Annotated in this window: 20 protein-coding genes; 9 read left to right on the top strand and 11 right to left on the bottom strand. The window is 71.0% G+C overall.

The window, feature by feature from the left end; genetic code table 11:
• Nucleotides 1-6: 6 nt before the first annotated feature.
• Both ACH65_RS08830 and ACH65_RS08825 read right to left on the bottom strand, forming a co-directional pair.
• Complete coding sequence (locus tag ACH65_RS08830) at nucleotides 7-870, bottom strand: aldo/keto reductase (protein WP_049622222.1); 864 nt, start codon at nucleotides 868-870, stop codon at nucleotides 7-9.
• Between the two features lie 224 nt (nucleotides 871-1,094).
• A complete protein-coding gene (locus ACH65_RS08825) occupies nucleotides 1,095-1,553 on the bottom strand; it encodes a hypothetical protein (protein ID WP_049622221.1) in 459 nt (152 codons plus the stop codon).
• A gap of 197 nt (nucleotides 1,554-1,750) precedes the next feature.
• Between ACH65_RS08825 and ACH65_RS21005 the strand changes: the two genes are divergently transcribed.
• From ACH65_RS21005 to ACH65_RS08810, 3 genes are all read left to right on the top strand, one after another.
• Nucleotides 1,751-2,095, top strand: a complete 345-nt coding sequence (locus tag ACH65_RS21005) for a glycine zipper 2TM domain-containing protein (RefSeq protein ID WP_336884804.1) — start codon at nucleotides 1,751-1,753, stop codon at nucleotides 2,093-2,095.
• A gap of 112 nt (nucleotides 2,096-2,207) precedes the next feature.
• On the top strand, nucleotides 2,208-2,624 hold the full coding sequence (locus ACH65_RS08815; RefSeq protein WP_049622220.1) for a universal stress protein: 417 nt from the start codon (nucleotides 2,208-2,210) through the stop codon (nucleotides 2,622-2,624).
• Between the two features lie 248 nt (nucleotides 2,625-2,872).
• Nucleotides 2,873-3,694, top strand: coding sequence for a ferritin-like domain-containing protein (locus ACH65_RS08810; protein WP_049622219.1), 822 nt, complete (start codon nucleotides 2,873-2,875; stop codon nucleotides 3,692-3,694).
• 164 nt (nucleotides 3,695-3,858) lie between these two features.
• Here the strand turns inward: ACH65_RS08810 and ACH65_RS08805 are convergent, their stop codons facing one another.
• The 4 genes from ACH65_RS08805 to ACH65_RS08790 form a co-directional block, all read right to left on the bottom strand.
• Nucleotides 3,859-4,119 carry a hypothetical protein gene (locus tag ACH65_RS08805; RefSeq protein ID WP_049622218.1) on the bottom strand — a complete coding sequence of 87 codons (261 nt, stop codon included), beginning with the start codon at nucleotides 4,117-4,119 and terminating at the stop codon, nucleotides 3,859-3,861.
• Nucleotides 4,120-4,147: 28 nt separating this feature from the next.
• On the bottom strand, nucleotides 4,148-4,612 hold the full coding sequence (locus ACH65_RS08800) for a DUF6491 family protein (RefSeq protein ID WP_049622217.1): 465 nt from the start codon (nucleotides 4,610-4,612) through the stop codon (nucleotides 4,148-4,150).
• A 51-nt stretch (nucleotides 4,613-4,663) separates the two neighbouring features.
• Nucleotides 4,664-5,392, bottom strand: a complete 729-nt coding sequence (locus ACH65_RS08795; protein ID WP_425478277.1) for a hypothetical protein — start codon at nucleotides 5,390-5,392, stop codon at nucleotides 4,664-4,666.
• 163 nt (nucleotides 5,393-5,555) lie between these two features.
• Complete coding sequence (locus ACH65_RS08790; protein ID WP_049622216.1) at nucleotides 5,556-6,431, bottom strand: LytTR family DNA-binding domain-containing protein; 876 nt, start codon at nucleotides 6,429-6,431, stop codon at nucleotides 5,556-5,558.
• Between the two features lie 163 nt (nucleotides 6,432-6,594).
• Here ACH65_RS08790 and ACH65_RS08785 point away from each other — a divergent pair, with 163 nt between their 5' ends.
• Nucleotides 6,595-7,788 (top strand): acyltransferase family protein, encoded by a 1,194-nt coding sequence (locus ACH65_RS08785; protein ID WP_049622215.1) that lies wholly within the window; start codon nucleotides 6,595-6,597, stop codon nucleotides 7,786-7,788.
• Nucleotides 7,789-7,845: 57 nt separating this feature from the next.
• Here the strand turns inward: ACH65_RS08785 and ACH65_RS08780 are convergent, their stop codons facing one another.
• Complete coding sequence (locus ACH65_RS08780; RefSeq protein WP_049622214.1) at nucleotides 7,846-8,148, bottom strand: DUF3247 family protein; 303 nt, start codon at nucleotides 8,146-8,148, stop codon at nucleotides 7,846-7,848.
• A 147-nt stretch (nucleotides 8,149-8,295) separates the two neighbouring features.
• On the opposite strand from ACH65_RS08780, the gene ACH65_RS08775 reads away from it, so the two are divergent.
• Both ACH65_RS08775 and ACH65_RS08770 read left to right on the top strand, forming a co-directional pair.
• Complete coding sequence (locus tag ACH65_RS08775) at nucleotides 8,296-9,564, top strand: MFS transporter (RefSeq protein ID WP_049622213.1); 1,269 nt, start codon at nucleotides 8,296-8,298, stop codon at nucleotides 9,562-9,564.
• 65 nt (nucleotides 9,565-9,629) lie between these two features.
• A complete protein-coding gene (locus ACH65_RS08770) occupies nucleotides 9,630-9,947 on the top strand; it encodes a hypothetical protein (protein WP_049622212.1) in 318 nt (105 codons plus the stop codon).
• Nucleotides 9,948-10,029: 82 nt separating this feature from the next.
• Here ACH65_RS08770 and aceE read toward each other — a convergent pair whose 3' ends face one another.
• From aceE to rsgA, 4 genes are all read right to left on the bottom strand, one after another.
• Nucleotides 10,030-12,723 carry a pyruvate dehydrogenase (acetyl-transferring), homodimeric type gene (aceE, locus tag ACH65_RS08765; protein ID WP_049622211.1) on the bottom strand — a complete coding sequence of 898 codons (2,694 nt, stop codon included), beginning with the start codon at nucleotides 12,721-12,723 and terminating at the stop codon, nucleotides 10,030-10,032.
• Nucleotides 12,724-12,944: 221 nt separating this feature from the next.
• A complete protein-coding gene (locus ACH65_RS08760; RefSeq protein ID WP_049622234.1) occupies nucleotides 12,945-15,236 on the bottom strand; it encodes an NADP-dependent malic enzyme in 2,292 nt (763 codons plus the stop codon).
• Between the two features lie 214 nt (nucleotides 15,237-15,450).
• Nucleotides 15,451-16,725 carry a peptidase MATCAP family protein gene (locus ACH65_RS08755; protein WP_049622210.1) on the bottom strand — a complete coding sequence of 425 codons (1,275 nt, stop codon included), beginning with the start codon at nucleotides 16,723-16,725 and terminating at the stop codon, nucleotides 15,451-15,453.
• 132 nt (nucleotides 16,726-16,857) lie between these two features.
• Nucleotides 16,858-17,913 (bottom strand): ribosome small subunit-dependent GTPase A, encoded by a 1,056-nt coding sequence (gene rsgA / locus ACH65_RS08750; RefSeq protein WP_049622209.1) that lies wholly within the window; start codon nucleotides 17,911-17,913, stop codon nucleotides 16,858-16,860.
• 126 nt (nucleotides 17,914-18,039) lie between these two features.
• Between rsgA and ACH65_RS08745 the strand changes: the two genes are divergently transcribed.
• The 3 genes from ACH65_RS08745 to ACH65_RS08735 all read left to right on the top strand — a co-directional run bounded on the left by ACH65_RS08745 (nucleotide 18,040) and on the right by ACH65_RS08735 (nucleotide 20,876).
• A complete protein-coding gene (locus ACH65_RS08745) occupies nucleotides 18,040-19,287 on the top strand; it encodes an aminotransferase class I/II-fold pyridoxal phosphate-dependent enzyme (RefSeq protein WP_049622233.1) in 1,248 nt (415 codons plus the stop codon).
• A 12-nt stretch (nucleotides 19,288-19,299) separates the two neighbouring features.
• Nucleotides 19,300-19,896, top strand: a complete 597-nt coding sequence (locus ACH65_RS08740) for an SGNH/GDSL hydrolase family protein (RefSeq protein ID WP_049622208.1) — start codon at nucleotides 19,300-19,302, stop codon at nucleotides 19,894-19,896.
• 122 nt (nucleotides 19,897-20,018) lie between these two features.
• The gene (locus tag ACH65_RS08735; protein ID WP_049622207.1) at nucleotides 20,019-20,876 is read left to right on the top strand and encodes a UDP-2,3-diacylglucosamine diphosphatase; all 858 of its coding nucleotides are present in this window, start codon (nucleotides 20,019-20,021) and stop codon (nucleotides 20,874-20,876) included.
• Nucleotides 20,877-20,894 lie beyond the last annotated feature (18 nt).

The raw sequence follows: 20,894 nt of genomic DNA, 5'->3' as shown, positions 1-20,894 counted from the left end.
AGCGGCTCAGCGGGCCAGGCCGTCCAGCACGGCGAAATCCTCGTCCGACAGGTCGATGCCCGCCGCCGCCACGTTCTGCACCAGATGCTCCGGGTTGCCGGTGCCGGGGATCGGCAGCATCACCGGCGAGCGCTTGAGCAGCCAGGCCAGCGCCAGCTGGCCGTTGCTCACGCCCAGGCGCCGGGCGATCTGGGCGAAGGCCGAGCCCGGCCCGGTCAGTTCGCCCGCCGCCAGCGGATACCAGGGAATGAAGCCGATGCCGTGCGCCTCGCTGTAGTCGAGCACGGCCTCGCTCTGGCGGTCGGTGAGGTTGTAGCGGTTCTGCACGGTGGCGACCGGAAAATACTTCTGCGCCGCCCCGATGTCCGCGACGCCGACCTCGGAGAGGCCCACGTGGCGGATCAGCCCTTCCTTGCGCATCCGCGCGATGGCGTCGAACTGCTCGTCGCGCGGCACCTTGGGGTCGATGCGGTGCAGCTGCCACAGGTCGATGCGCTCCACGCCCAGCCGGCGCAGGCTCATCAGCACGCACTGGCGCAGGTATTCGGGCCGGCCCACCGGCGCCCAGATGTCCGGCCCGTGGCGGGTCAGCCCGCCCTTGGTGGCGATCAGCAGGCCCTTGTAGGGGTGCAGCACGTCGCGGATCAGGTCCTCGCTGACGAACGGGCCGTAGCTGTCGGCGGTGTCGATCAGGTCGACGCCCAGTTCCGGCAGGCGGCGCAGCGTCTCGCGCGCGGCGGCGCCGTCGGCCGGCTCGCCCCAGATGCCCCTGCCGGTGACGCGCATGGCGCCGAAGCCGAGGCGGTTGACGGTGATGTCGCCGCCGACCTTGAACTGGCCGGAAGCGGCGGCGTTGATCGCATGACTCATGGGAAATCCTCGATGCCGTGGGGGGAAGACCGCAGCGGCGAACCGCATGCACCCTGCTGAAGTGCGGCATCCGGCGCACAGTTCAACCGCGGCGCCGCAAACGGTGCGGTCGATGGTGCCGGGAGGGCGGCCTCCACGCCGCGCGCCGCCCATAAAAATGCCCGCAGCGGGCTGCGGGCATCGGGTCGCGCGGGCACCGGAAGCGGCGTCCGCGGCAAGCGTTCTCAACGGCGGCTGATGGTGAACTTGCCCGCCGAGACGCCGAGGTTGATGCCTTCGCCGGTGCCGGTGAGCGCCAGCGAGGTGGTGCCCTTGGTCAGCACCTGGGCCTGCGAGCTCTTGACCACGCCGGCTTCCGCGCCGGCCTGCGCATAGTCGCCGAACACGTCGGCGATGCTGTGCACGTGGGTGATCTCGCCCTTGCCGTTGTCGATGTGGTACTTGCCGGCGGTGAGGCCGCCGCCGACCACGCGGATCTTCACCCGCGCCGACTGGCCGTTGTCGCAGCTCACCGTGCCGCTGCCTTCGGCGTGCTTGTAGATCACCGACCAACCCGACAGGTTGAAGCGGAGGTGGCACTTCACCTCGGCGTCGGCAGCGCGGGCCGGGCTGGACGGCACGGCCGTCAGGGCGCCTGCGCAGGCCAGCAGCAGGCCAGCCAAAGCGAAACTGCGCTTGCTCATCGTCAATCTCCTCTATCAACGGTACGGATATGGTGCGGCCGCAGTCTGCGAGAGCCAGACTGAACGCATGGACGCATGACCGGCGCGCCGTTCAGCATGGGCAGCGGCGCGTGAGAAATCCGTGAGCCGGGTTTGACGGATGGCTTACGCCGCGCGGCGTAGCGTGAAACTGTCACCGCTGCCAAAGGACGGATGCCATGAACCCGCCGATGATCCGCAACACCGCATTCGCCGCCGCGCTGCTGGCCGGCCTCTTCACCGGCCCCGCCCTGGCCCAGAGCACCCGCCACACGCGCACCGTCTGCGAGGACGTGGTGGTGCGCGACCAGCCCAAGGACAAGCACCAGATCGCCGGCACCGCGATCGGCGCGGTGGCCGGCGGCCTGCTGGGGCACCAGGTGGGCGGCGGCAAGGGCAAGACGCTGGCCACGGTCGGCGGCGCGGTGGCCGGCGGCTACGCCGGCAAGAAGGTGCAGGAGCACCAGCAGGACAAGCGCGCCAACACCCACGTCGAGCGGCGCTGCCGCGAAGTGCGCGATTGACGCGGCGCGCCGGCGGCGCATCATCGGACCCGACGGAGCACGGGTCCTGCGCGCAAACAGCTTCCGGCGCGGGCCATGCTGAGAGTTGGAACAGATTCCAAGGGGCATCGCCATGGTCAAGTACGCGCTGGTCGGCTACGACGGCTCGGATTCCTCGCGCCGCGCCTTCCGCTTCGCCGTCGAACAGGCGCGCGCCGGCCACGGCCGGCTCCGCGTGGTGATGGTGCTGAAGATCGCCGAAGGCATGGCCGACGGCTGCGCGCTGCTGATGGCCGACAACGGCGAGCAGCGCGCGCGCGACCTCGAGGAAGAACTGAAGGCGCTGGCGCCCGAAGCCGGGCCGCTGATGGACGTGGAGCTGGTGCTCGGCAACCCCGGCGATGCGCTGCTGGAGCAGGTGCGCCGGCACGGCATCGACCACATCGTGATCGGCCATACGGCGCACGGCGCGCTCGCGCGCTGGTTGCTGGGCTCGGTCTCCGGCGACGTGCTGGCGCGGGCGCGGGTGCCGGTCACGGTGGTGCCGTAGCGCCGCCTTGCCGCCTGCCGGCACGCGCCGCGCCCCCGCAAGATTTCCCGAACGCATCCCGAACATGCCGGGGCGCCCGGCGCTCACGGAACGCCATCTGGCGAGGCCGCCGCGCGGCGTCTCCGCCGATGGCTGAACGGTCACGGCAACGCGGGCCAGCCACGGCGCCGCGCCTGACCCGTCGCCCCGGACGCTGATGTCATAATCCGGTCACACTGCCCACCGCCCCACGCCGACAGGAGTCGAGAGTGAGTTACGCCGCATCGCTGCCCTGGACCCTCGAGAGCTTCGATTTCGACCGCATCGAGATCCAACGCATCCGGCACAACGAGGACCTTTTCTTCCTGCTTTGCAGCGCCTCCTTCGTGGAGAGCGGCTCGGACCTGTACACGCACAACCTGGTCGACCACTTCGCCGGCGACGAGGCCTTGCAGGGCTGGCTCAGCCAGCACTGGGAGCACGAGGAACTGCAGCACGGCCGCGCGCTGGCCACCTACGTCAAGCATGTGTGGCCGGAGTTCGACTGGGAGGCGGCGTTCAAGTCGTTCTGGGACGAGTACGGCGCGGTGTGCACCAGCGAGCAGCTCGAACCCAGCCGCGGGCTGGAGCTGGCCGCGCGCTGCGTGGTGGAGACCGGCACCGCCAGCCTCTACCGCGCGCTCAACGACATCACCGACGAGCCGGTACTCAAGCAGCTCACCAACCACATCAAGAGCGACGAGGTGCGCCACTACAAGCACTTCTACCAGTTCTTCCGCCAATACCGGGAGAAGGAAGGCTTCGGGCGCTACAAGGTGTTCCGCGCGCTGCTGCGGCGGGTCAACGAGATCAAGAGCGAGGACGGCGACATCGCCCTGCGCCACGTGTTCGACCGCTGCTACCCGCACCTCAAGGGCAACCGCGCCGAGTTCAAGCGCATCACCGGCAAGGCCGAGGGCCTGCTGCGCCGGCACATCCCCGCCGAGATGACGGTGAAGATGCTGCTCAAACCGCTGGACCTGCCGGCCCGGCTGCAGAACGCGCTGGAGAAGCCGCTGGCCAAGCTGGCCGAGAAGCTGTTCCTGCACTGAGAGCCCGCTCACGATCCTGTCGACGCAACCCGTCGGCGACGCGCCTCGCGCGACCTCGTTGCCACAGTGTTTGCCGCGCGCAAGCGCGCTCCCGCACCTCGGCGGCGGCGGCGCGCGGCGAGGCGCGCGCAGCGGCCAAGGCTGCGTGAAGGCGCAGGTGCGCCCTAGGCCGTGCCTTCCCGTTCCGCCTCGCGCGCCTCCGACGCCGGCTCCGGCCAGTGGTACCAGTCGCGGTGCGGCGCGAAGCGCTTGCAGGCGAGGCAGGCGGTGATCTCCCAGCGGTAGGCGCAGCCCGGACAGACGCCGCCGGTCCAGAAGGTGTTCCACAGGGTGCTGCAGCCGCCCGTACGCGGCGCGCACCACCAGCGACTTCTGCCCGGCGGGCGCCAGGCGCAGTGCGGGCAGTGGATGTCCGGTTCCTGCATGCGCGGGTCCCTCCGCCGATGGGGTCCGTCAGTAGCCGTTCGATGCGGCCGGGGCCGGCGCCTCGCCGCGCTCGCGCGCCTCGACCGGGCGCTTTTCGGCCTGGGCGGCCTTGAAGCGGGCCAGGTCCACCGGGCGGATCTGCATGATGGTGCAGGGGAAGTTGCGCCGGCCGGTGAGCACCTTGTCGAAGCGCACCATCACCTGGTGCAGGTTGGAGGTGAGGCCGATGGTGTTGGCGAACACCAGGTCGCGGCAGCCGCCGTCCACGTCGAGCAGCCACGCCTCGCTCGCCCGCGGGTAGACCACCAGCTGGGTGTCGTTGAGCGGCTCCCAGGTGTACAGGTCGAAGAAGCGGAAGCTCTTCACCGGCTCGCCGGCCGCGGCCCGGTAGGCCGCCTCGCGCTGGGCGATGCGCGCATCGCGGGCGGGGTTGGCGCAGGCGGCGAGCAGGGCCGCGAGGCCGCATCCGAGAACGACTCGCAGGACAGTCATGGCATCGATCCTCCTACGCAAGTTGCCGCCCGGGTCGCCGCCCGGCGCGCGCTACTTCTTGCCCTTGGGCAGCGGCTTCCACTTTTCGGGGTCGAAGCCGCCCACCTCGTACACCAGCGTCTCCTTCTTCTCGCCGTCGACCCGGGTCACGTCCAGGCTGATCTTCTTCGCCTTGGCGAGCAGGGCGACGAAGGCCTTGTCGTCGCGGATCATCAGCGCCGGCTCGCCGCTGGGCGGCGCGAACACCTTGATGCCGGTCTTCCTGCCGTCGACGACGGCCGGCAGGGTGCAGTTGCCGCGGCAGACGAAGCCGTGCCCGCTGCCGTAGAGGAAGGCGTTCTGCCCCCAGGCCGTGTGCCGGCGCAGCACCAGCTGCACGCGATTCTCGCCGGAGGGCGGGTTGGAGTAGATGGTGGCGGTGGACTGGGTGCCGCCGGCCATCGGCGTCACCTGGTAATACCACAGCGCGGCGAGGCGGTTCTTCTCGCGCTCGCTCTTCCAGCGCTGCTCGATCGCCGGCAGGGTCTGCTGCACTTCCTTCGCGGCATCGGTATTCGGGAAGTGATCGAGGATGTCGTGCCCCTGCTGCACCGCCAGCTCGTCGTTGTGGATGCGCAGCAGCTGGCGGTAGGTGTCGAGCTTGCGCGAGACGTCCGCCGCCGAAGGCTGGGCCGGCGCCGGCGCGGCGGCCTGATCGCCCTGCTGCGAGCACCCGGCCAGCGCCAGCACGGCGGCCAGCGGCACGGCGACGGAATGGCGAAGCGGACGGAACATCTTCATCGGCGGCTACCGTGGCAGGGACAGGCCGTTAGAGTGGAGCGGGCCGCACGACCGCGCAACCGCCGCCGCCTTCGGCAACCGCTGCGCCGGCACGGGGCCGGAGGCGCCTCGCGCGCCGGCGTCCTCCCGCGCGGCCGGGCAGCCCGTCCTCCGATGTACCCGCTCAGGCCGCCGGCGCGCCGGCCTCGCCGAAGCGCTCGCGCAGCGGCGTGCGATAGCGCCGGCTGCACGGCACCTGGGCGCCGTCGCGCAGGGTGAGGCGGGCATCGCCGGTGTCCAGCGGCTCGATCTCGGCCAGGTAGTCGAGGTTGACCAGGTAGCTGCGGTGCACGCGCACGAAGCGCGCCGGGTCCAGCCGCTGCTCGATGCCGGCCATGGTGGCGCGCAGCGGGTAGTCGCGGCCGCGCACGTGCAGGTTCACGTAGTTGCCCGCCGCCTGCACCCATTCCACCTCGCGCGCGTTGACCAGGAACTCCTTGCCCAGCTTGCGCACCAGGAAGCGTTCGGGCCGGTCGATGGGCTCCACCGGCGGGCCTTCGTCGGGCTCGGCGAGCAGCCGGGCCTCGCCTTGCAGGCGCAGCAGCCAGAACCGGTAGAGGTCGATCACGCCAAGGATGAAGAAATAGGTGCGCACGTCCTTGAGGTATTCGTAGCCGAACTGGCGCCACCCGTTGCCGAAGTCGTAATGCCCACCCGCCAGCGCGTAGGCGGCCTTGCGCAGCAGCACCATGCCGGTGACGTGCAGCACGCTGAACACGAGGCTGGCCGCCACGTGCACCGGCAGGTGGCGGCGCCAGCTGTCCCAGCGCAGCGGCCAGAGCTGCTCCGCTTTTTGGATCGCGGGCAGCAGGGCCAGCACCACCGCCGTGCTCGTCCATTCCCAGACCCATGGCTCCCAGGTCTGGGCGCGCGGGTGATCGGCCAGCGAGACGACGATGTTGAAGGTCGTGTTGAGCCCGATCGCGATCAGCCAGAACCCCACCTCGAAGGGTTTCCGCCAGGGCTTGAAGCTTTCGTAGAAGTCGCGGGGCTTGTCCATCGCGGCGATTCTAGCCGCCCTGCCGTCCCCGGCCTCCATGCCGGCCCCACCGTTCGTCCCACCCAGCCGCCGCTTGTCCCAAATCCCCTGCGGACAATCACTTGGCGCGGGACAAACACCGCCCCCGCGCCGAGGCTGGGACCTCCCCGCCAGGAGTTCCGCCATGCCCCGCCGCCACGACATCGACGCCCTGCGCGTCTTCGCCTTCGGCCTGCTGATCCTCTACCACGCCGGCATGCTCTACGTGGCGCCGGTGAGCGACTGGGGCTTCAACCTCAAGAGCGGCCACCTGGCCGAATGGCTGCAGTACCCCATGCTGTTCCTCAACCGCTGGCGGATGGAGCTGCTGTTCGTGATCTCCGGCCTGGCGGTGCATTTCCTCCGCGGCAGGACGAGCCTGCCGGAACTGGCCTGGAAGCGCAGCGTGCGCCTGCAGCTGCCGCTGGCCTTCGGCATGCTGGTGGTGGTGCCCATCCAGCCCTACGTGCAGGGGCTGGCGGAGCGGGCGGTCGCGCCCGGCTTCGGCGCCTTCCTGCTGCACTACTGGACTCACGGCTACCGGGACTACGGGCTGACCTGGAACCACCTGTGGTATCTGTCCTACCTGTGGCTGTACACGATGCTGCTGCTGGCCCTGCTGCCGTTGCTGGCGTCGCCGGCTGGCCGGCGCGCGTGCGCGGGCCTGCGCCGCCTGCGCGGCACCGCGCTGCTGCTGGCGCCGGCGCTGCCGCTGTGCCTGGCGGGCGTGCTCTGGCGCCACCGCTTTCCGGAGACCCACGCCTTGGTCGGCGACTGGTATGCGCATGCCATCTACGCCACCTGCTTCCTCTACGGCTACCTGCTTGGGACCGACGCCGGGCTGTGGGAGGCGCTGTCCGGCCTGCGCCGGCGCGCCCTGGCGCTGGCCCTGGCGAGCTTCGGGCTGTACCTGTTCCTGGACAAGTTCGCCGGCGGCCTCCTGGCCGGGCGGCCGTTGTCGCCCGCCACCCTGGTCACGGCCAGGCTGATGATCGACGCGCTGCGCTACCTGTACTGCTGGACCGCCATCGCCGCCGTGCTCGGCTGGGGCCACGCCTACCTCAACCGCCCGTTCCGCTGGCTGCCCTACGCGCGCGAGGCAGTGTACCCGTGGTACGTGCTGCACCAGAGCGTGCTGCTCTTCGTGGCGTGGCGGCTGTTCCCGCTGCACCTGGGCCCGGTGGCCGAGCCGGTGCTGGTGCTGCTCGGCACGGTGGCCGGCTGCGCGCTGCTGCATGAGTTCGCGATACGCCGCGTGCGCTGGCTGCGGCCGCTGTTCGGCTTGGAGACGGCGCCGCGTCCGACGCCGCCCACGCGCATGGCCGACGAGGCGGCGTGAACGGCGGTGCGCGCGGGCAGCCGCGTCCTCGCGAAGCAGGCGGACACCCGTGCGCGCTCAGCTCTCGCCGCCCAGCGTGGAGTCCAGGTGCTCGACCGCGGCGATCTGATCGAGCCAGACGTAGCGGCTCCAGCCGGGCACCGCCGGCCGTTCCAGGTGCACCACGCCGTTGATGCCCTCGTTCTCGTCCGGGTCGCGGAACATCTGCACGTTGGGGCGCTCGCTGATCACCCCGTCGCACAGGTCGCCGTCGCGCAGCCGCAGCCGCACGTGGCCGTTGGTCGGCAGCTCGGCGACCAGGGATTCCAGGCGGCGAATGTCCGCCTGGGCGGTGTAGACGTGTTCGGCCGTGCGGCCCATCGCTGTCTCTTTCGATCGCATGCGGCGACGTTAGCCGCCACGGCGGCAAGCGCAGGTCAAGGCGAAGGAAGGCGGGCGTCAAGACGGGCACGCTTTGTTCTGCGGCGCGGCGGCGTCGATAATGGCGGCTTCCCGCAAGGATTCCCCATGCCGCCCTCCCCCACGCCGCCGGCGTCGGATTCGCTGCTGCGCCATCCCGCCTTCGTGCAGTTCTGGCTGGTCCGCGTGGCCTCCAGCTTCGGTTTCCAGATGCTCTCCGTCGCGGTGGGCTGGCAGATCTACGCGCTCACCGGACGCGCGCTCGACCTCGGCCTGATCGGCCTGGTGCAGTTCGTTCCCTCCGTGCTGCTGGCGCTGCCCGCGGGCCACGTGGCCGACCAGTTCGAGCGGCGGCGCATCGTGCTGGCCGGGCAGGTGGTGGAATGGCTGGCCATCGCGCTACTGGCCGCGCTCACGCTCTGGCACGGCATCCACGAGGCCGGCATCCTGGCGCTGGTGTTCGCCATCGGCGTGGCCAAGGCGTTCGAGTTCCCGGCCATGCAGTCGATGCTGCCCGCGCTGGTGCCGCCGGCGATCCTGCCGCGCGCGATGGCGGCCACCGCGGCGGCCGGCCAGGCGGCGATGATCATGGGCCCCGCGCTGGGCGGCTTCCTCTACGTGGCGGGGCCGGGCGTGGTCTACCTGGTCGCGGCGGCGCTCTACCTGCTCTCGGTGGTCCTGGTCGGCCGGCTGCGCTACGAGCAGGCGCCGCCGCGGCGCGAGCCGGCCACGCTGAAGACGCTGTTCGCCGGCGTGCATTTCATCCGCGCGCGGCCGGACGTGCTGGGCGTGATCTCGCTGGACCTGTTCGCCGTGCTGCTGGGCGGTGCCACCGCGCTGCTGCCGATCTTCGCCCGCGACATCCTGCACACCGGCCCGTGGGGCCTGGGCCTGCTGCGCGCGGCGCCGGCGGTGGGCGCGCTCTTGATGTCGGTGTGGCTGGCGCGGCACAGCCTGCAGCGGCGGGTGGGGCTGATCATGTTCGCCTCGGTGGCCGGCTTCGGTGCGGCCACCGTGGTGTTCGCCTTCTCCACCGTGCTGTGGCTGTCGCTGCTGGCGCTGGCGGCCGCCGGCGCGTTCGACATGGTGAGCATGGTGATCCGCGGCGCGCTGGTGCAGTTGGACACGCCCGACGACATGCGCGGCCGGGTGAGCGCGGTCAACGCCATCTTCATCAACACCTCCAACCAGCTCGGCGAGTTCGAGTCGGGCCTGCTCGCCGCCTGGCTGGGCGCGGTGGGCGCGAGCGCGCTGGGCGGCCTCGGCACGCTGGTGGTGGTGGGCCTGTGGATGTGGCTGTTCCCCACCCTGCGCCGGCGCCAGCGCCTGCAGAGCACCGCGCCGCCGGTGGACGAGCCGGCCGCGCAGACCGCCTAGCGGAGCCTCTACACTGCACTCACGCCATCGCCGGCAAGCTGGCCGGGCACGATAAGGAGCCGTCCATGAGCAGAACCGATGAACTCGAACGCCACTACAACGGCGTCCGCGAGCGCGTTCGCGACTATGCGGGCAATGCGGCGGAGACCGCCGGCGACCTGGTCGCCCGTGGCCGACGCGCCACGCTGCGCTTCGGCAAGCACGGCAGCTACCGCCGCCAGCTGACCCGCCTGGCCGAGGACATGGCCGACGAGGCCAACTACCAGTACCGCCGCGCGCGCCGGCAGGTGCAGCGCCACCCGGTGGCCACCGCGGCGATCGTTGCCGGCACCGTCGGCGCGTTCTTCCTGCTGCGTCACCTGTTCCGCTCCGACGAGGACTGAGCGGGCCACCGCGCCCTCCGCTGCGCCCTCCAAAAAAAAGAACCCGCCTCGCGGCGGGTTCTTTCGTTGCAGCGGTGGCCTCTCACGCGGTGAGCGGGTTCGGCTTCTCCGGATCGAGCTTGTACTCCTTGATCGCGCGCGCCACGTCCTTGGCGTTCACCTTGCCCTCCTTCGCCAGCGCCGACAGCGCGGCCAGGGCGATCCAGTAGCGGTCCACCTCGAAGAAGCTGCGCAGGTGCGCGCGGGTGTCCGAGCGGCCGTAGCCGTCGGTGCCGAGCACGGTGTAGCGCATGCCGTCGGGCAGGAAGGCGCGGATCTGGTCGGCGTACTCGCGCACGTAGTCGGTGGCGGCGATGGCCGGGCCCTGGCGGCCGGACAGCTGCGCGGTGACGTACGGCACGCGCTGCTCGGCTTCCGGGTGCAGGCGGTTCCAGCGCTCGGCGTCGAAGCCGTCGCGGCGCAGCTCGACAAAGCTCGGCACCGACCAGATGTCGGCGCTGACGCCGAAATCCTTCTCCAGCAGCTCGGCCGCCTCGATCACCTCGCGCAGGATGGTGCCCGAGCCGAGCAGTTGCACGCGCGGCTCGCTCTTCTTGGCCTTGCCCGCGTCCTTGAACAGGTACAGGCCCTTGATGATGCCTTCCTCCACGCCCTTGGGCATGTCCGGATGGCTGTAGTTCTCGTTCATGACCGTGAGGTAGTAGTACACGTCCTCCTGGTCTTCGATCATCCGGCGGGTGCCGTCCTGCAGGATCACCGCCACCTCGTAGGAGAAGGTGGGGTCGTAGGCGCGCACGTTGGGGATGGCGCCCGCGAGCAGGTGCGAGTGGCCGTCCTCGTGCTGCAAGCCCTCGCCGTTGAGCGTGGTGCGGCCGGCGGTGCCGCCGATCAGGAAGCCGCGCGAGCGCATGTCGCCGGCGGCCCAGGCCATGTCGCCGATGCGCTGGAAGCCGAACATCGAGTAGTAGATGAAGAACGGCAGCATCGCCACGTTGCTGACCGAGTAGCTGGTGGCCGCGGCCATCCAGGCGCCCATGCCGCCGGCCTCGGAGATGCCTTCCTGCAGCACCTGGCCCTTCTGGTCCTCGCGGTAGTACAGCAGCTGGTCGGCGTCCTGCGGGCGGTACTTCTGGCCGAACGGCGCGTAGATGCCGATCTGGCGGAACATGCCCTCCATGCCGAAGGTGCGCGCCTCGTCGGCCACGATGGGCACCACGCGCTGGCCGATCTGCTTGTCGCGCAGCAGGAGGTTCATGCCGCGCACCAGCGCCATGGTGGTGGAGATCTCGCGCTCGCCGGTGCCCTTGGTGATCTGCTCGAAGACGGCCAGCTCCGGCGCCTTGAGCTTGGCGTCGGCGTGGCGACGGCGCTGCGGCAGGAAGCCGCCCAGCGCACGGCGGCGCTCCTGCATGTACTGCACTTCCGGCGAGTCCTTGCCGGGGTGGTAGTAGGGCACCTCGTGCAGCTTGTCGTCCGGCACCGGGATGTTGAAGCGGTCGCGGAAGTGGCGCACCGCCTCGTCGTCCAGCTTCTTCTGCTGGTGGGTGGGGTTCTGCGACTCGCCGGCCGCGCCCATGCCGTAGCCCTTCACCGTCTTGGCGAGGATCACCGTGGGCATGCCCTGGGTGTTCACCGCCGCATGGTAGGCGGCGTAGACCTTGTGCGGGTCGTGGCCGCCGCGGTTCAGGCGCCACACGTCGTCGTCGGAGAGGTTGGCGACCATCGCCGCCGTCTCCGGGTACTTGCCGAAGAAATGCTCGCGCGTGTACGCGCCGCCGAAGGCCTTGCACGCCTGGTACTCGCCGTCGACGGTTTCCATCATCAGCTTGCGCAGCACGCCCTTGCTGTCGCGGGCCAGGAGCGGATCCCAGTAGCTGCCCCAGACCAGCTTGATGGCGTTCCAGCCGGCGCCGCGGAACACGCCCTCCAGCTCCTGGATGATCTTGCCGTTGCCGCGCACCGGGCCGTCCAGGCGCTGCAGGTTGCAGTTGATCACGAAGATGAGGTTGTCGAGCTTCTCGCGGCCGGCCAGGGAGATGGCGCCGAGCGTCTCCGGCTCGTCGCTCTCGCCGTCGCCGATGAAGCACCACACCTTGCGGTCGCTCTTGGGGATCAGGCCGCGGTGCTCGAGGTACTTCCAGAAGTGCGCCTGGTAGATCGCCTGGATCGGCCCCAGGCCCATCGACACCGTGGGCACCTGCCAGTAGTCGGGCATCAGCCACGGGTGCGGGTAGGAGGACAGGCCGCGGCCATGGCCGGCCACTTCCATGCGGAACAGGTCGAGCTGGTCCTCGCCGATGCGCCCTTCGAGGAAGGAGCGGGCGTAGATGCCGGGGCTGGAATGGCCCTGGTGGAACACCAGGTCGCCCGGATGCTCGGCGCTGGGCGCGCGCCAGAAGTGGTTGAAGCCCACGTCGTACAACGTGGCCGAGGAGGCGAAGCTGGCGATGTGGCCGCCCAGCTCGCCCGGCTTGCGGTTGGCGCGCACCACCATCGCCATCGCGTTCCAGCGCACCAGCGAGCGGATGCGCCATTCCATCGCCGCGTCGCCCGGGCTCTTGGCCTCCAGGTGCGGCGGGATGGTGTTGACGTACTCGGTGGTGGGGTCGAACGGCAGGTAGCCGCCGGAGCGGCGGGTGGAATCGACCATGCGCTCCAGCAGGTAATGCGCGCGCTCGGTGCCTTCGCGGTTGATCACCGCGGTGAGCGATTCCACCCACTCCTGGGTCTCGGTGGGGTCGTTGTCCTGATGGAGGATGTCGTCGAACTGGTCCATCGAAGAATCTCCGCGGCCTGGGGCCGCCTACTAGAAGTGGATGCGCGTCGCTGGGGAGGGCGACGGTATGGGGCATCGTTCCGGCGGGCGGACCGGGCCGGGAGCCGGCTGGTACGTTCGCCCCAGGACGAGCGATCCACCGATTCTAGCCGGCGCGCGGCGGCGCACCAAACACGTTTCCATGCTGCAACGCAGCATGGAAACGTCCCGGCGGGCGGCGATCAGGCGCGCCGCTGGCCCTGCGCGGCGCGCAGCTGGGCATCCACCGCGGCCACCGCGGTCATGTTCACCACGCGGCGCACGGTGGAGGCCGGGGTGAGGATGTGCGCGGGCTTGTCCACGCCCATCAGGATCGGGCCGATCGCCACGCCGCCGGTCATCACCCGCACCATGTTGTAGGCGATGTTGGCGGCGTCGAGGTTGGGCATCACGAACAGGTTGGCGCGGCCGCTCAGCGTGGTGTGCGGGAACATGCGCTTGCGCAGCGCCTCGTCCAGCGCGGTGTCGGCCTGCATCTCGCCGTCCAGCTCTAGCTTGGGCGCGCGCTTCTTGAGGATCTTCCACACCTCTCGCATCTTCGCGGCGCTGGGGTTGTTGTGGCTGCCGTAGTTGGAGTGCGAGAGCAGCGCGATCTTCGGCTCCACGCCGAAGAGCTTGAGGCGGTAGCTCGCCTGCAGGGTGGCCTCGGCGATCTGCTCGGCGGTGGGGTCCACCTGCACGTGGGTGTCGAGGAAGAACCAGCTGCCGTGCTCGTTGATCACGCCGGTCATGGCCGAGGTGGACTGCACGCCCGGGTCCAGGTCGAACACGCTGCGCACGTAGCCGAGCTTCTTGTGGTAGCGCCCGACCAGGCCGCAGATCATCGCGTCCGCCTCGCCGCGCGCCACCATCAGCGCCGCGATCAGGGTGGTGCGCGAGCGCACCAGCTCCTTGGCCGCCGACGGCGTCACGCCGCGCCGCTCGGTGAGCGCGTGGTACTGCTGCCAGTAGTCGTTGAAGCGCGGGTCGTCGTGGATGTTGGTGAGCTCGAAGTCCACGCCCTGGCGCATGCGCAGGCCCAGGCGCTGGATGCGCATGTCGATCACCTCGGGGCGGCCGATCAGGATCGGGAAGGCCAGGCCCTCGTCGATCACCGTCTGCACCGCGCGCAGCACCGTTTCCTCCTCCGCCTCGGCGTAGGCCACGCGCTTCTTCTCGGCGCGGGCGCGCTCGTACACCGGCTTCATCAGCAACCCGGTGCGGTAGATGAACTGGGCCAGCTGCTCCTGGTAGGCCTCCATGTCGGCCAGCGGGCGCGTGGCCACGCCCGAATCCATCGCTGCCTGCGCCACCGCCGGCGCCAGCTTGGTCAAGAGGCGCGGGTCGAACGGGCGCGGGATGAGGTACTCCGGGCCGAAGGTCGGCGCGTCGCCGGCGTAGGCGCCGCCCAAGTCGGAGGCCTCGATCCGCGCCAGCTCGGCGATGGCGTGCACGCAGGCCACCTTCATCGCCTCGTTGATCACCGTGGCGCCCACGTCCAGCGCGCCGCGGAACAGGTACGGGAAGCACAGCGCGTTGTTGACCTGGTTGGGGAAGTCCGAGCGCCCGGTGGCCACGATGCAGTCCGGCCGCGCGCGCCTGGCGTCCTCTGGCATGATCTCGGGGCTGGGGTTGGCGAGCGCCAGGATGATCGGCCGCTCCGCCATCGTCGCCACCATCTCGGGCTTGAGGATGCCGCCGGCGGAGAGGCCCAGGAAGATGTCCGCGCCCTCGACGATCTCGGCCAGCGTGCGCTTGGCCGTGTCGCGCGCGTAGCGCTGCTTGTCGGGGTCGAGGTCGGTGCGGCCGGCGTGCAGCACGCCGTCGCGGTCCATGGCGAGGATGTTCTCGGGGCGCAGGCCCAGCGCCACCAGCATGTTCACGCACGACACGCCCGCCGCGCCCATGCCGGTGGTGGCGAGCTTCACCTCCTCGATGCGCTTGCCCACCACCATGAGCGCGTTGACCACCGCCGCGCCCACGATGATCGCGGTGCCGTGTTGGTCGTCGTGGAACACCGGGATCTTCATCCGCTCGCGCAGCTTGCGCTCGACGATGAAGCACTCCGGCGCCTTGATGTCCTCCAGGTTGATGCCGCCGAAGGTGGGCTCCATCGCCGCGATGATGTCCACCAGCTTGCCCGGGTCGCGCTCGGCCAGCTCGATGTCGAACACGTCGATGCCGGCGAACTTCTGGAACAGCACGCCCTTGCCCTCCATCACCGGCTTGCCGGCCAGCGGGCCGATGTCGCCCAGGCCCAGCACCGCGGTGCCGTTGGTGATCACCGCCACCAGGTTGGCGCGGGCGGTGAGCGTGGCGGCCTGGTTCGGGTCGGCCACGATCGCCTCGCAGGCGGCGGCGACGCCGGGCGAATAGGCCAGCGCGAGGTCGCGCTGGGTCACCATGGCCTTGGTGGGTACGACCTGGATCTTGCCGGGGCGGGGCTGGCGGTGGTACTCGAGCGCGGCTTGGCGCAGTTCTTCGGGGAGGCTCATGGGCGGCGACGGCGTGTGGGGAAAGGCGGGGCCGGAGCGGGCCGGCATGGCGCGGAATGGTAGCACCGCGTCCTGTGGCACCCGACCGCAGCGGCGCGGCATTCACGGTCCCGCACTCGAAATGTGCCGTAGGCCTGTAAGGAGCGCGCCCTGCGCGCGAAAAGCCTGCCCAGCGGTGACGCTGCAACGCCGCGGTCGCGCGCAAGGCGCGCTCCTACAGGCTCAAGGTCAGCTCGTCGGCCTGCACCTTGTCCATGTGGATGCGGTTGATGAAGAGCGAGAACGCCAGCTTGCCGGCCAGCCCGTGCATCTGCTGCATCCACGGCGGCAGCCAGCGCGGCGGCGCGATGGCGCCGGAGGCGAAGTGCGGTTCCAGGCTCAGCACGTCGTGCAGCGCCAGCTTGCCGGCGAACAGGTTGCGCAAGAGGTCCATGCGTTGCTGCCGGAAGGCCCAGCGGAAGAAAGTGTGCACGGCGAGCAGGCCGGAGAGGTACACGTTGTCCTTGGCGAAGGCCGCGCCGCCGATCGTCGGCACGCCACGGAACACGCGCTGGGTGGAGTGGAAGCTGTCCGCCACGCTCTGCCCGTGCTCGCGGAAGTAGTGGTAGACCTCGACGAAATCCGCCCCGGCCAGCGCCATGTCGATGGCCAGGATGCGCAGGCTGATGCGCTTTAAGCGCGCGATGTCGATGGCGCCGGAGATCAGCTCGGCGAACACCGCCAGCCCCTCCTGCGTGGCGGTGACCCGCGGCGAGGTGCGCCCCAGCGAGGCCAGCACCGGCTGCGCGCGGCCGTTGAGCGCGGTGAGCGAATGCACGAAGGCCTCGTGCGCCAGCAACTGGTGGCGGTCGTAGTCGGAGAAGCTGGCGCCGCCGCGCAGGCGCACGCGGGTGGCGCCGGCCGCGGCCTTGGCGGTGAGCTCGTCGTCCACCTCCACGCGGATGATGCCGGCGCCGAAGAAATCGTCCAGCGTGCCGGCCAGCTCGCTGCGCAGCGACTCGGCCGGCAGGTGCGGGGACACGTCCACGGTCTTGAGGTCCGCACCCAGTTCGTCGGCCAGCTCCACGAAGTAGCGCGCGGCGTCGAGGTTGCTGGTGTCGCTGCCGGGGATGGCGTCGCCCGGCCGGCCGTACAGCACGATCGAGGGCGCGGTGACGCCGCGCGTGCCCACCGCCTCCAGCATCTCCGCCGCGATGCGCCAGGATTCGGCGGTGCGGCACAGGTATTCGCCCAGCGGATCGTGGTGGCCCGCCTCGCGGCCGATCGCCGCCAGTTCCTTGCGCACCGCGGCCAGGTCCGGCCGCACATAGCTCACCTCCGGCAAGGCGTAGCGGCCCGCGGCGTAGTCCACGATCAGCCGGTTCTCCAGCGAGGCCGGCCACGACACCGTGGGCAGGATGCGGATCGGCCGCACCGCCTCCAGCAGCCGGCGGTCCAGCGCGGCATAGCGCTCGAGGGCGGGATCGAGGCGGTCGGCGGCCGCGCTCACGGGCGTGTCCGGCGGGGCGCCGCGCAGGGCCGGAGCGACGCCGCCACCCCGGACAACCCGCGCGGGACGGCGGGGCGGATCAGGGGAGAAGAACGTCGTCGCATGCCATGGCTCCTCGGTGTTGGGATCGACCTATTCCCGCTCGCGCTGGCCGCGGTGCCCGTGCGGCCGCTCCACCGGCCGGCCGCCGCGCTGGCGGCGCAGGCGCGCCTCCAGCATCGAGGCCTGCTCCTCGCGCTCGTCGCGCAGCTTGAGGTAGTTGCGCCAGCGCTCCGGCGCCAGCGCGCCGCTGGCCAGCGCCGCCTGCACCGCGCAGCCTGGCTCGCCGCCGTGGCCGCAGTCGGCGAAGCGGCATTGCGCGGCCAGCTCCTCGATGTCGGCGAAGAGGTCGAGGTTCTCCTCGCCGGTGAGTTTCAGCTCGCGCATGCCGGGCGTGTCGATCAGGCAGCCGCCGCTGGGCAGGGCGAGCAGCGCGCGGTGGGTGGTGGTGTGGCGGCCGCGGCTGTCGTGCTCGCGCACCGCACTGGTGGCCATCTTGTCCACGCCCAGCAAGGTGTTGGTGAGGGTGGACTTGCCGGCGCCGGAGGAGCCCACCAGCACCGCGCTGTCGCCGGGCTTGAGGTACGGCGCCAGCACCGCCACGCTGGCCGGGTCCTTGCCGTTGATGGCGTGGATCGGCGTGCCGGCGGGCAGGCGCCCGCGCAGCTCGGCGATGCGCGAGACGGCATCTTCGTGCAGATCCGGCTTGCTGAGCAGCACCACCGGCCGCGCGGCCGAATCCTCCACCAGGGAAAGGTAACGCTCGATGCGCGCCGGGTTGAAGTCGCCATCCAGGCCGGTCAGCACCAGCACGTAGTCGATGTTGGCGGCGATCAGCTGGCGCTGATAGCGCTCGCCCGCCGCCGCCCGCGACAGCACGGTGCGCCGCGGCAGGATCTGCAGGATATGCGGCGGGCGGCCCGGCTCCACCTCGACGAAGTCGCCCACCGCCGGCCGCTCGGCCGGGTCCAGCCCGCGCTTGAGGAAGTGCCCGGCCGGCTGCGCGTTGAACAGCTTCTCGCCGTCGTGCAGCTCATAGCCGGCCCGGTGCTGGGCCACCACGCGCGCCAGTTGGCGCCCCGCGGCCGGCAGCGCGTCGCCCCGCCAACCGATGCGGCGCAGGCGCTGGATCGTCTCGGCATCGCTCATGGGGACCGATTATGCCCCAGGATTGCCTCATCCAACGCCTGCCGCCGCCTCGCCGCGGGACCGCCGCAGCTGCTAGCATTTGGCCATCCATTCAGCCGCACGGCGGCCTTCTTCGGGATGCAGGCGTTGTCTTCGATCAAACCCAGTGCGCACCTGGCGGACGTGCGCTACGAAATCCGCGGCGCCCTCACCCGCCGCTCGCGCGAGCTGGAAGCCGCCGGGCTGGACATCATCAAGCTCAACATCGGCAACCCCGGCCGCTACGGCTTCGAGACGCCGGCGCACCTGCGCCAGGCCATCGCCGCCCACCTCGCCGACAGCGAAGCCTACGGCCACGAGCAGGGCCTGGAGGCCGCACGCGAGACCATCGCCGCGCAGCAGCGCGCCCGCGGCGCCACGGGCGTGGCGGTGGAGCGCATCTTCGTCGGCAACGGCGTCAGCGAATTGATCGACCTGGCCCTGCGCGCCCTGCTGCAGCCGGGCGACGAGGTGCTGCTGCCCAGCCCGGACTATCCGCTGTGGAGCGCCGCCACCATCTTGAACGGCGGCCGGCCGCGCTACTACCGCTGCCTGGCCGCCAACGGCCACCTGCCCGATCCGGACGAGATCGAGGCGCTGATCACCCCGCGCACCCGCGCCCTGGTGCTGATCAACCCCAACAACCCCACCGGCGCGGTGTACCCGCGCGCACTGCTGGAGCGGCTGGTGGCGATCGCCGCGCGCCATCGCCTGCTGCTGCTCAGCGACGAGATCTACGACGAGATCCTCTACGACGGCGCGATGTTCCAGCCGCTGGCCGAGGTGGCCGGCGAGGTGCCGTGCCTGTCCTTCGGCGGCCTGTCCAAGGTGTACCGCGCCTGCGGCTACCGCGTGGGCTGGATGAGCCTCTCCGGCGCCCCTGCCTGCACCGCCGAATACCGCGACGCACTGCAGCTGCTGGCCGCGCTGCGCCTGTGCGCCAACGTCACCGCGCAGTGGGCGGTGGAGCCGGCGCTCGCCGGCGCCCCGACCATCCAGGCGCTGACCGCCCCGGGCGGGCGCCTGCACGAGGCGCGGCGCGCCATCGTGGAGGGCGTGGCCGCCAGCGACTACCTCGACCTGGTGGCGCCGGGCGGCGCGCTGTACGCCTTCCCGTCCGTGCGCGCGGACCGCATCGCCGCCTTCGACGACAACGATTTCGCCCTGCGCCTGCTCGAAGAGGAGCACGTGCTGGCGGTGCCCGGCAGCAGCTTCAACGTGCCGCAGAGCCGTCACCTGCGCCTCACCCTGCTGCCGCCGCCGACGCAACTGCGCGAGGTGTTCGTGCGCATGGAGCGCGTGCTGGCGCGCATGGCCGCCGAGCAGGCCGCGCAGCCCGTCGCCGCGATGGCTTAAGCGGAGCGGCCGGTGCGCTACCTCGCCCTCGGCGACTCCTACACCATCGGCGAGGGCGTGCCCGCGGACGGGCGCTGGCCGGCGCAGCTGGCCGCGCGGCTGCGCGCGCAGGGCCGCGCCCTCGACGAGCCGCAGATCGTGGCCGTGACCGGCTGGACCACCGACGAGTTGTCCGCCGGCATGGATGGCAGCACCTTTGCCCCGCCCTACGACCTGGTCAGCCTGCTGATCGGCGTGAACAACCAGTACCGCGGCCGCGGCGCCGAGGACTACCGCGGCGAGTTCCGCCGCCTGCTGGCGCGCGCCGTCGCCCTGGCCGGCGACCGGCCCGGCCGGGTGGTGGTGGTGTCGATCCCCGACTGGGGCGTCACCCGCTTCGCCCGCGAGGGCGGCCGCGACATCGCGCGCATCGCCGCCGAATTGGACGTCTATAACGCTATCGCCCGCGCGGAGGCCGCGCAGGCCGGCAGCCGCTTCGTCGACATCACCGGCCTCTCCCGCGCGCATCCCGACGCGGTGACGGACGACGGCCTGCACCCGTCCGCCGCGCAATACGCGCTGTGGGCGGCGGCCATCGAACCGGTGGCGCGCGAGGCCCTGACCTCCTGAAGTCGGCGCCGCGGCGAAGGCGATGCCCCGTCGCCCGCAACCTCGCTGCAACAGCACTGCCACGCCCCGGTGACCTGACACACCCACACTGGCAGCACGGACAGCCACCGGAGCGCCGTGCCATGGCGACCTATCACTGCCGCAGCGCCTTCATCTCCGACGTGCACCTGGGCACACCCGACTGCAAGGCGGCCTACCTGCTCGACTTTCTGCGCCGCCTGCGCTGCGAGCGGCTCTACCTGGTCGGCGACATCGTCGACCTGGAGGCGCTGGCGCAGCGCCAGTGGTGGCACCCCGACCACAGCGCCGTGCTGGCCGAAGTGCTCGACCTGGCGCGCCGCGGCGTCGAGGTCACCTACATCCCCGGCAACCACGACGCCGCGCTGCGCGGCCTCGCCGGCCAGGCGTTCGGCGGCGTGCGGATCGCGCTGGACGCCGTGCACGAAGGCGCGGACGGGCGCCGCTACCGCGTCAGCCACGGCGACGAGTTCGACCCCGAGCACACCGGCCGCCGCTGGATGCTGTGGCTGGGCGAGGCCATGCATCGCTTCGCCTGCTGGGGCAACCGCCGCGTGCACGCCGTGCGCCAGCGGATGGAGCTGCCCTACCTGCCGCTGTCGATCATCATGAAGTCGCGCATCGGCAAGGCCATGGCCTACATCCACGCCTACGCCCAGCGCGTCGCCGACGCGGCCCGCGAGGGCGGCTACGACGGCCATATCTGCGGCCACATCCATTACGGTCAGGTGCGCAGCCTCGACGGCGTGCTCTACCTCAACGACGGCGACTGGGTGGAGCACTGCACCGCCCTGGTCGAAGACCATACCGGCGCGATGGAACTCATCCACTGGAGCGAGCAGCCGACCCCGCTCGGCCGCGCCAGCCGCGAACTGGTGCTGCCCTCCCCTGCCGCGGCCCTGGCGCTGGCGCCGCTGGCCCGGCGCCGGCGCGACCTCTCCGAGCTGCGCCCGGCGGCCTGAGGCCCGTTCACTGTGTTC

The organism is Frateuria defendens (assembly GCF_001182895.1).
In the GTDB taxonomy this organism is placed as follows: Bacteria; Pseudomonadota; Gammaproteobacteria; order Xanthomonadales; family Rhodanobacteraceae; genus Frateuria_B; species Frateuria_B defendens.
The sequence above is the reverse complement of the archived record's forward strand: the minus strand, read 5'-3'. Positions and strand labels throughout refer to the sequence as shown.